This window comes from Stenotrophomonas sp. AGC87 (genome assembly GCF_057333975.1).
In genome coordinates, this window is the sequence record NZ_JBHFHW010000043.1 from 79,026 (window position 1) to 88,991 (window position 9,966).

General features: G+C 67.7%; 9 protein-coding genes and 1 pseudogene. 6 read left to right on the forward strand and 4 right to left on the reverse strand.

What is annotated here, in order from left to right:
• Positions 1–34: 34 nt before the first annotated feature.
• On the reverse strand, positions 35–1,291 hold the full coding sequence (locus tag ACE026_RS19405; protein ID WP_486040476.1) for a 6-phosphofructokinase: 1,257 nt from the start codon (positions 1,289–1,291) through the stop codon (positions 35–37).
• Positions 1,292–1,432: 141 nt separating this feature from the next.
• On the opposite strand from ACE026_RS19405, the gene ACE026_RS19410 reads away from it, so the two are divergent.
• The 3 genes from ACE026_RS19410 (at position 1,433) to ACE026_RS19420 (ending at position 4,286) form a co-directional block, all read left to right on the forward strand.
• Positions 1,433–1,996 (forward strand): adenylate kinase, encoded by a 564-nt coding sequence (locus tag ACE026_RS19410; protein WP_019183836.1) that lies wholly within the window; start codon positions 1,433–1,435, stop codon positions 1,994–1,996.
• A gap of 334 nt (positions 1,997–2,330) precedes the next feature.
• On the forward strand, positions 2,331–3,695 hold the full coding sequence (gene mpl / locus ACE026_RS19415) for a UDP-N-acetylmuramate:L-alanyl-gamma-D-glutamyl-meso-diaminopimelate ligase (protein WP_486040478.1): 1,365 nt from the start codon (positions 2,331–2,333) through the stop codon (positions 3,693–3,695).
• Positions 3,696–3,707: 12 nt separating this feature from the next.
• Positions 3,708–4,286, forward strand: a complete 579-nt coding sequence (locus ACE026_RS19420; protein ID WP_486040479.1) for an LON peptidase substrate-binding domain-containing protein — start codon at positions 3,708–3,710, stop codon at positions 4,284–4,286.
• Between the two features lie 54 nt (positions 4,287–4,340).
• On the opposite strand, the gene ACE026_RS19425 is transcribed toward ACE026_RS19420, so the two are convergent.
• The gene (locus tag ACE026_RS19425; RefSeq protein ID WP_486040480.1) at positions 4,341–6,344 is read right to left on the reverse strand and encodes a bifunctional DedA family/phosphatase PAP2 family protein; all 2,004 of its coding nucleotides are present in this window, start codon (positions 6,342–6,344) and stop codon (positions 4,341–4,343) included.
• 102 nt (positions 6,345–6,446) lie between these two features.
• On the opposite strand from ACE026_RS19425, the gene ACE026_RS19430 reads away from it, so the two are divergent.
• Positions 6,447–7,109, forward strand: coding sequence for a serine/threonine-protein kinase (locus ACE026_RS19430; RefSeq protein WP_486040482.1), 663 nt, complete (start codon positions 6,447–6,449; stop codon positions 7,107–7,109).
• A gap of 69 nt (positions 7,110–7,178) precedes the next feature.
• Here the strand turns inward: ACE026_RS19430 and ACE026_RS19435 are convergent, their stop codons facing one another.
• Positions 7,179–7,850: a hypothetical protein gene (locus tag ACE026_RS19435; protein WP_486040483.1), complete on the reverse strand. Its 672-nt coding sequence runs from the start codon at positions 7,848–7,850 to the stop codon at positions 7,179–7,181.
• Between the two features lie 117 nt (positions 7,851–7,967).
• Here ACE026_RS19435 and ACE026_RS19440 point away from each other — a divergent pair, with 117 nt between their 5' ends.
• Positions 7,968–8,786, forward strand: a complete 819-nt coding sequence (locus ACE026_RS19440) for an SDR family oxidoreductase (RefSeq protein ID WP_486040484.1) — start codon at positions 7,968–7,970, stop codon at positions 8,784–8,786.
• A gap of 79 nt (positions 8,787–8,865) precedes the next feature.
• A complete protein-coding gene (locus ACE026_RS19445; RefSeq protein WP_486040485.1) occupies positions 8,866–9,831 on the forward strand; it encodes a YiiG family protein in 966 nt (321 codons plus the stop codon).
• A 42-nt stretch (positions 9,832–9,873) separates the two neighbouring features.
• Here ACE026_RS19445 and ACE026_RS19450 read toward each other — a convergent pair.
• Positions 9,874–9,966 (reverse strand): annotated as a pseudogene (locus ACE026_RS19450) (ion transporter); the annotation flags it as partial.

The following is a 9,966-nucleotide window of genomic DNA, read 5'->3' on the forward strand; positions in this document are numbered from 1 at the left end:
CCCCCCCCCCCCCCCCCCCCCACTACCGGGTCGATTACGCCTCGAAGGAGGGCAGTTTCTTCTTCACCGCCACGTTCTTCAGCGTCACGTACTTCGGCAGCCCATCGGACCCGTACGGCAGCGGCGCTTCCCCTTTGATCAGCGGGGCGAGGTAGGCGCGGGCCTTGTCGGTGATGCCGAAGCCATCGCGGCGGATGAAGCCGGCCGGCATCTTCTTCTCGTGGTTGGCCACCTTGTGCAGCGGGGCTGCCTCGATCTTCCAGCGGTAGGGCGTGTCACTGGTGCGCACGATCACCGGCATCACCGCGTTCTGGCCCTTCAGCGCGAACTGCACCGCCGCCTTGCCCACCGCCTGTGCCTGCTCCCAATCGGTCTTGGAGGCCAGATGGCGCGCCGAACGCTGCAGGTAGTCGGGCAGGGTCCAGTGCACCTTGTAGCCCAGCCCATCCTTGACCCGCGCGGCCAGCTGCGAGGCCACGCCCCCGAGCTGGGTATGCCCGAACGAATCGGTGCCGCCGCCAGCATCGGCGACGAAGCGGCCATCGGCGGTCTGGATGCCTTCGGAGGCCACCACCACGCAATAGCCCACCCGCTCGACCACCTGTTTCACTTTGGCCAGGAACGCCGCTTCGTCATACGCGCGCTCGGGCAGCAGGATGATGTGCGGGGCATCATCGGCGCCCTGGCCGGCCAGGCCCGCGGCGGCGGCCAGCCAGCCGGCGTGGCGGCCCATTGCCTCGTAGACGAACACCTTGGTCGAGGTCTCGGCCATCGCGGCCACATCCAGCGCTGCTTCGCGTACGGAGACGGCGGTGTACTTGGCGGCCGAGCCGAAGCCCGGGCAGGTATCGGTCACGGCCAGGTCGTTGTCGATGGTCTTGGGCACACCGATGCAGGTCAGGTCGTAGTCGAAGGCCTTGGCCAGCTGGGAGACCTTCCAGGCGGTATCGGCCGAATCGTTGCCGCCGTTGTAGAGGAACCAGCGCACGTCATGGGCGCGCAGCACCTCGAGCAGGCGCTCGTACTTGGCCCGGTCGGCCTCCAGCGATTTGAGCTTGTAGCGGCACGAGCCGAACGCGCCGCCGGGGGTATGGGCGAGGGCGGCGATGGCGGCGGCGGTCTCCTTCGAGGTGTCGATCAGGTCCTCGCGGAGCGCGCCGAGAATGCCGTTGCGCGCGGCCAAGACCTTGATTCCTTTGGCCCTGGCCGTGCTGATGACCGCCGAGGCGGTGGCATTGATGACGGCGGTGACGCCGCCTGACTGGGCGTAGAGCAGGGTACCGTTGGGCATGGTGCGACCTTGGTCTGGGGGAAGGACATTGCAGAGACATTACCGGTATGGGGTAAAGTGCGCGTATTGCGGTGCAGCGTGATTGTGGACAATCCCGGGGCGCGCGCCCTTCCATTTTCTTACCAAGTTGGAGTCAGGTTGATGCGATTGGTTCTGTTGGGACCGCCCGGTTCGGGCAAGGGGACGCAGGCGACGCGCCTGAAGGAACATCTCTCGATTGCGCATATTTCCACCGGTGATCTGCTGCGCGCTGAAGTCGCCGCCGGCACCGAGCTGGGCAAGCAGGCCAAGGCTGTGATGGACGCTGGCAACCTGGTGTCCGATGACATCCTGCTGGGCATGCTCGAGTCGCGCCTGGGCCAGGACGATGTGGCCAAGGGCTTCATCCTCGACGGTTACCCGCGCAACGTGGCCCAGGCCAACGCGCTGGACAGCCTGCTGGCCAAGATCGGCCAGCCGCTGGATGCTGTGGTGCAGCTGGACGTGCCGACCGAACTGCTGGTCGAGCGCATCGCTGGCCGCGCCGCCGAACAGGGCCGCGCTGATGACAATCCCGAATCGGTGCGCCAGCGCCTGCAGGTCTACAACGACCAGACCGCGCCGGTGGTGGATTTCTACGCAGGCCGCGGCACCCTCGCGCGCGTCGATGGCGTGGGCGAACTGAATGATGTGGAAGCGCGCATCCGCGCCGCGATCCAGGCTTGATGCGGGTCGGTGCCGCTACGGCGGCACCGCGCCGGCCGTACGTTTGCAGGCGCCGGAAACACACACGCCCGGCCCCCGAAGGGACCAGGCGTGTGGTTTGAAGGTGCCAGCGGGCGGGCTTGCTCAGAGCCCCGCAGCATGAGCCCCCCTGGGGATGGCCTCTTGGGGAGTAGGACCAATGGAGTACTGCGGCTGGCCAATATAATTGTGTCCGTCTTCACAGTATGGCGCTATCGGGAATTCCCCGACACCGCGCTGGATTTTTCTGATAGTCGACTAGGAGTTGTCTGACGGCGATCTCCATCGACGGTGGTGATCGGCGACAATCGTACGCATGAGCACGATCCACATTCTTGGCATTGCAGGCACTTTCATGGGCGGCGGGGCCGCGCTGGCACGCGAGAAGGGCCATACGGTCCGCGGCAGCGACCAGGCGATCTACCCGCCGATGTCCACCCAGCTCGAACGCCTGGGTATCGCCCTGGATCCGGGCTACCGCGCCGACAGCGTGGCACCGGACTGCGACGAGGTGGTGATCGGCAATGCCCTCTCGCGTGGCAATCCCGCCGTGGAAGCGGTGCTGGATGCAGGCCAACGCTACATCTCCGGCGCCCAGTGGCTCTCCGAGCAGGTGCTGCCGGGCCGCGACACCCTGGCGGTCGCCGGCACCCACGGCAAGACCACCACCACCACCATCCTGACCTGGCTGCTGCACAGCGCCGGGCGTGAACCCGGCTTCCTGATCGGCGGCGTGGCCGAGGATTTCGGCGTCTCCGCGCGCGTCGGCAGCGGCCGTGAGTTCGTGGTCGAGGCCGATGAGTACGACACCGCGTTCTTCGACAAGCGCAGCAAGTTCGTGCACTACCGGCCGCTGGTGGCGATCCTCAACAACCTCGAATACGACCACGCCGATATCTTCCCGGACGTGGCCGCGATCCAGCGCCAGTTCCATCACCTGATCCGCACCGTGCCCGCGCGTGGGCGATTGGTCGTCAATGGCGAAGATGCCTATCTCGCCGAGGTGCTGGCGATGGGCTGCTGGACCCCGGTGGAGCGCTTCGGTTTCGATCCTTCGCTGGAATGGCATGCCGAGCTGGTGGAGGCCGACGGCAGTGTGTTCGTGGTGCACCATCGCGGCGAGCGCATCGGTGAAGTGCGCTGGTCGCTGCTTGGCCGCCACAATGTGCTCAACGGGCTGGCCGCGCTGGCTGCCGCGCATGCGGTCGGCGTCGAGCTGGCCACGGTGATCCCGGCGCTGGCCGCGTTCCGCAGCGTCAAGCGCCGGATGGAAGTGATCGGCCAAGCGCGCGATGTCACCGTCTACGATGATTTCGCGCATCACCCCACCGCGATCCGCACCACCCTCGATGGCCTGCGTGCCAAGGTGGGCGATGCCCGCATCGTGGTGGCCATGGAGCCGCGCAGCAACTCGATGCGGTTGGGGGCACACGCGCAGGCGCTGGCGCCCTCGCTGGACGGTGCCGACGCGGTGGTGTTCCTGCATCGCCCGGAACTGGCCTGGGATGCGGCCAGCGTGATTGCCGCCGTCCGGGGGGAAGCCCACGCCGTGGCCGATACGGATTCGCTGCTGGCTCAACTGGGCGCGATCACAGTGCCGGGTGACCATGTGGTGTTCATGTCCAACGGCGGTTTCGACGGGGCCCCGCGACGCTTCCTGGCGCAGCTGCAGCAACCCTGAGTGCCGCTCGCCATGACCGACACCGCTTCGCTGCCCCTGTTCCCGCTGCACACCGTGTTGCTGCCCGGCGCCGCGCTCGGCCTGCGGGTGTTCGAGCGCCGCTACCTGGATATGCTGCGCGAATGCAGCCGTGCGGGGACTGCCTTCGGGGTGTGCCTGATCCTGGACGGTGAGGAGGTCGGTGCGCCGGCGTTGCCGGCCGCCTACGGGGTCGAGGCGCGGATCGAGGATTTCGACGTGGGTGCCGATGGTGTGCTGGTGCTGCGCCTGCGCGGCCAGCGCCGCTTCCATGTGGATCACACCCGCGTGCGCGACAACGGGCTGATCGTTGCCGAGGTGACCTGGTGCGCCGCCGACAGTGACGACGAACTGCAGCCCGAGCACGCGCTGATGGCCACCGTGCTGGAGCACATCATCGAGCAGGCCGGCGCGGCCTTCGCCCCGGTCAGCCCGGCGCAGATGGAGCAGGCCAGCTGGGTCGGCTGGCGCTTGGCCGAACTGCTGCCGCTGCAGGACGCGCAACGCCTGCAACTGCTGCAACACGATGACCCGCACCAGCGCCTGCAGGCGCTGCTGGACTGGATGCCGTAACGCGCGGCCCTGCCCCGCGTTACGGCCCTCGGCCGGGTAGCCCCCGGCGCTGCATCACTTGGCCGGCGGCATGCGCACGCGCAGCACCGGCATCTCGGTGTCCGGATGGGTATCGACCTGCTGCGGCAGGCCGTCCAGTGCCTGGCGGACCGCATTGAGCGACGGGTCGATGCCACGCATCGGCCGCCACATCCCGATCAGCTTGAAGTGCTGCTGGTAGTGCAGGGTCTGCGCACTGCCCAGCCACAGCGGTTCATTGTCCGGCGCCGCCAGGCGTGCCGGTGCCGGCCACAGGCGCAGCGCGAAAATCTCATTGGGCGCGTTGCCGGCGCGCAGCATCAGCAGCGATTCGACCTGGGTATCCAGCGTGGCCGGCAGTACCGGTACCTTGTCCTTGTCGGAGGACTTGTCGAGCATCAACAACGCCTGCTCCCAGCCCGCCTGCGGCTGCACGCGCCAGCCCTGGCTTTCCAGCCGGCGTTGCAGCGGCGCCAACGGACCGGCCACCTGTACATCCAGTGGCCAGCGCTGATCGTCATCGAACTCATTGCGACGCGAGGGCAGGTGCTGCCACTCGGTCGTCCACCAGGCCTGGGCATCCAGTGGCGCCGGGGTCGGCTGGGCAGGCTCGAAGCGCGCCAGTTTCACCGGAATGTTGCGTGGGGCGTACCAGAGCGCGGCGATGGCGAACGTGCCGTAGAACAACCATGCCACCGGCTTGACCCAGAACGAGCGGTTGAAGCGGCGGCGGTAGGCGATGCCCAGCACCAGCAGCCAGAACAGGCCGAACAGCATGCCGCCGATCACATCGCTCAGCCAATGCGCACCCAGGTAGATGCGCGCGAAGCCGATCAGGCTGACGATGATGCCCGACAGCAGGTAAGGCCACACACGCGTGCGCCCGGGCAGCTCGCGGGCGATCAGCACCGCGAAGAAGCCGAAGGTGATCGTGGCCATCGTGACCGAGACCGATGGGAAGCCGAAGCCGCTGCTCGCATCCGGCGGACGGACCACGTCCACCGTCGCACCGAGCAGCTTGCACAGCGCCAGCCCGAAGGCGAGGGCGGCCAGCCAGTGCGCGGCCGCCATCCAGCGCCGGCGCCAGACCAGGTAGCCCATGCCGGCCGCCGTGGCCGGCAGCAGGACCTGCCAGGCGCCCAACGAGGCCAGTGCGGCCATCGGGTAATCGGCCAGTGGATTGCGCAATGCCAGCATCGCGTGGTGCACGGCCAGATCGACCATCAACGGCTCACCGTGGGCGACCACCGCCATCAACAGAGCGAACCAGCCCCAGCCGAGCAGCAGCAACATCAGCGCCAGCATCGCCAGCGGCACCGACTCACGGCGTTGCGGGTCGAACACGGCGACCGAGTAACGGCCCAGGGGCGGGTGACGCTGCGACCACGCCAGCAGACTGGCCAGCCAGCTGTCCATGCGCGAGGCCGACCAGCGGTAGCCGTACAGCACGATCGCCCACACCAGGCCCATGATCACGCCGAGCAGGGCCAGCACCATCACCAGCCGGCCGGCGACCGCGGCGACCGCGTCGTAGGCCTCGCCGAGCACCCAGCCGGGCGCCAGGAACAGGACCGCCCAGGACAGGCTGGCGATGCCGCTGGCCTGGATGTAGCGCGACAACGGCATCTTCATCATGCCGGCGATGGCCGGCACGAACGGGCGGATCGCGCCGACATAGCGCGCCACCAGGATGCTCTTGAAGGCATTGCGGCGGAACATCGTCTCGCCGCGATCGAGCAGCTGCGGGTATTTGCTGAAGGGCCAGAAGCCCCGCAGCCGATCGCCCCAGCGCCGGCCTACCCAGTAGCTGATGCCGTCACCGGCGAATGCGCCCAAGGCCGCGCAGGCCACGGCATACGGCCCGGAGATCTGGCCCAGGCCGATGAACACACCGACCGCGAACAACAGCGGCAACGCGGGCACGATCGCGCCCAGCACGATGACCGCATCGCAGAAGGCAATGAGGAAAATGACCGCGCCGGCAAGCACGGGGTGAGCTGAGATCCACGCAAGCGTGGCATCGATCCATGACGAGTCCATCGGGGGATTATAGAGGGGGCAAAGTGACTGACTGCCCGCCAGACGCCGGGAATGTGCGGCATCTGCAGTGAATGAACGCGATCACCCGCCTAGAATGGCGGCATGACACGCCCTGCCGACGCCGCCCCGACCGCCCTCAAAGCCGACAGCTTCGGCCGCATCCTGCTGATGGAACAGGACGGCCATCGCTTCGTACGCCGTGATCTGGAGGCCACGCCCTGGTGGCTGCGGCTGCCGGCGTGGTGGCTGGCACGGCGCGAGGCGCGCGCGCTGGCACATCTGGATGGCATGCCCGCCACGCCGCGGTTGCTGGGCTGGAACGGGCGCTGGCTGGACCGCAGTTTCATGGCCGGTGATGCCATGTACCAGCGTCCGCCGCATGGCGATCTGGCCTACTTCCGCGCGGCGCGACGGCTGCTGCAGCAGGTGCATCGCCACGGCATCGCACACAACGACCTGGCCAAGGAGGCCAACTGGCTGGTGCGCGAAGACGGCTCGCCGGCGTTGATCGATTTCCAGCTGGCGGTGATCGGCAATCCGCGCTCGCGCTGGATGCGCCTGCTGGCCCGCGAGGACCTGCGCCATCTGCTCAAGCACAAGCGCATGTACTGCCGGCAGTCGCTGACTCCGGTGGAAAAGCGGCTGCTCAAGCGCACTTCGTGGGTGCGTGATCTCTGGTTCCGCACCGGCAAGCCGGTCTACCGCTTTGTCACGCGAAAGATCCTGCACTGGGAAGACAACGAAGGGCAGGGTCCCAAGCCGTGAGCGCAGGCAGCGCGCACTCGCCGCAATGACCGGGCGAGCGCCCGGCTGACGCTGCCCACGCGCAGGTGATCAGCGCAGATCGAGGATCTGCTTGCCGGCGAAGCGGCGCTGCGCATCGAAATCGTAGGCGACCCGCAGCACCCCATCCGCTGCACACGCATGGCAGGTGCGCAGCGGCGTGCTGTAGATCAGGCGCACGCCGCCATTGGGCAGTGCTTCGCTGCCGCTGGCTTCGGCCGGGGCAAACGGTGAGGCATCCGGGTGTGCATCCAGGAATGGTTTGACGGTGGCATCGGCGCGCGACATTTCCGGTAGCACGTCCGCATCCACATCCACCGTGTGCCCGGCGCTGTCGACCAGCAGCGTGCCTTCATTGGTGTTGGCACGGAACGGGTACTCGATGGTGGCGATGCCCACGCCGTCCTGGTCCCGCCATGCGCTCACGTAGCCGGGATTGCCCTGCGCACCCAGTTGATGGGCAGCGGCGATCGCCTGCGGGCTGGCCTTGGCCGCCTGCATCGCCTTGGACAGACAGTCATCGGCGACCGGTGCCTGGCCACGGCAGGCATCGACCTCGCCGTCCCAGATCGCCGCTTCGCCGAAGGGGGAGGTGCCACCGGCGGTGCCTGGGACGGTCGCAGCGTCCTGCGTCGCGGAGGCGGCAGGACCGCCAGCAGGTTGGCAGGCGCCAAGGGCCAGCACCAGGGCCAGCGCGGTCAGGGCAAGGCGGATCGCCGTCATGTCGCTCATTCCATGCAGAACGTGAACCCCCAGTATCGACGCGGCGCATGAATCCGGCGTGTGCGCCGGAGCGGCATAATGCGGATTCACTGCACTCGCATCCAAGGAATTCCGCGCATGGCCAGTCTGCAAGGCAAGACCCTGTTCATCACCGGCGCCTCGCGCGGCATCGGCCTGGCCATTGCGCTGCGTGCGGCACGCGATGGTGCCAACATCGCGATTGCGGCCAAGTCGTCGGTGCCCAATCCGAAGCTGCCCGGCACCATTCACAGCGCTGCCGAGGCGGTGACCGCCGCAGGCGGGCAGGGGCTGGCGCTGAAGTGCGACATCCGCGAAGAGGATCAGGTGCGCGCGGCCGTCGCCGCCACCGTGGATACCTTCGGTGGCATCGACATCCTGATCAACAACGCCAGCGCGATCTGGCTTCGCGGCACCCTGGACACGCCGATGAAGCGCTTCGACCTGATGCAGCAGGTCAACGCGCGCGGCAGCTTCCTGTGCGCGCAGGCCTGCCTGCCGCACCTGCTGCAGGCGCCCAACCCGCACATCCTCACGCTGGCGCCGCCGCCGACGCTGGATCCGAAGTGGTGGGGCCCGCACACCGGCTACACGCTGGCCAAGATGGGCATGAGCTTCGTCACCCTTGGCCTGGCGGCCGAATTCGGCCCGCAGGGCGTGGCCGTCAACGCGCTGTGGCCGCGCACGGTGATCGCCACCGATGCGATCAACATGATTCCCGGGGTGGATATCAGTGGCTGCCGCACGCCGGCGATTCTGGCCGATGCCGCGCACGCGGTGCTGTGCCGTGAGGCGGCCGGTTTCAGCGGACAGTTCCTGCTCGATGACGAGGTGTTGGCGCAGGCCGGCATCACCGATCTGAGCGGCTACGCCGTCGATCCATCGCGCCCGCTGATGCCGGATCTGTTCCTGGATTGACGCGCGCCCGGCGTGCGATGACAGCGGCTGCACACACCGGGCTGTTAAGGTGCGGGCCCCAATTTGTATGGACACTCGCATGTCATTCCGCACACGGACCGCGCCGCTTGCCGCCGCCATTGCCCTGATCAGCCTGCTCGGCGCCTGCAGCAAGGGGCCGGGCAGCGTCGCCGATACCCAGGGCGTGGAGAAGGTGAACGCCTACATCGCCTGCTTCAACGCCGTTGAACAGCCGATCCACGAAGGCTTCCAGCAGTACATCGGCTGGATGCAGGACCCGGAGGCCGGCCCGACCGGCAACGAGAAGAAGGTGCGTGGGCCAGGCACGGTGCTGTCGCATCGGGTGGACGCATGCAATGCCCCGATGGTGGCGGCGCTGGCGATGACGCCGGCCGAGCCCGAGCTGGATCCGGCGGCAAGCGCTTACCAGAAGACCTTCGTCGACCTGTACGCCTTGATCGAGCAGGCCGACCGTTACTACAGCCGCGAGGACTACCTGCGCGATGACCATGCCGGGATGCGCACCCAGCATGCGCCGTTGATGAAGGCCTATATGGCCTTCTTCGATGCAGCTACCGCACTGGATGCGGCGCTGGAAAAGCGCGAAGACGAACGCCGCGCCGAACAGCTCAAGGAGATTGAAGCCTCTGAAGGCCGTTCGATGGCGTACTACCAGATCAAGATCCTCGGCGATGGCAAGCAGCTGACCCAGCTGCTCAACACCGAGGCGCCGGACCTGGCCATGGCCCGCACTCAGCTCGCTGCGTTCCAGGCGTTGCTGCAGCAGGCGCAGGACGACAAGGTCGGCAAGGGCGATGCGATGTGGGGCCACCTGGAGCGCGCAGCCGATGCGCTGGCCCGCGATGCCGGCCGCCGCATCGAGCGCGTCGAGTCAAAGAAGCCATATACCCGCAGCGAGCAGATGCTGATGGAGAGCGGCGGCCGGATCAACAACCCGCAGGGCTCGGCCGAAGCGTTGCTGGTCAGCTACAACGACCTGGTCGACATGAGCAACCGCCTGGCCCAGTCCAGCGGCGCACGCTGAGCGGGCGGGGGGGGGGGGGGGGGGCGGCCCGCCCCGCGTTGATCAGACGTTGAAGACCGGGGGCAGTTTCTCGCCGCAGTGGCGGCAATGCACGGCATCCGGTTCGTGCCCTTCCAGCTCGCAGTGCGGGCAGGC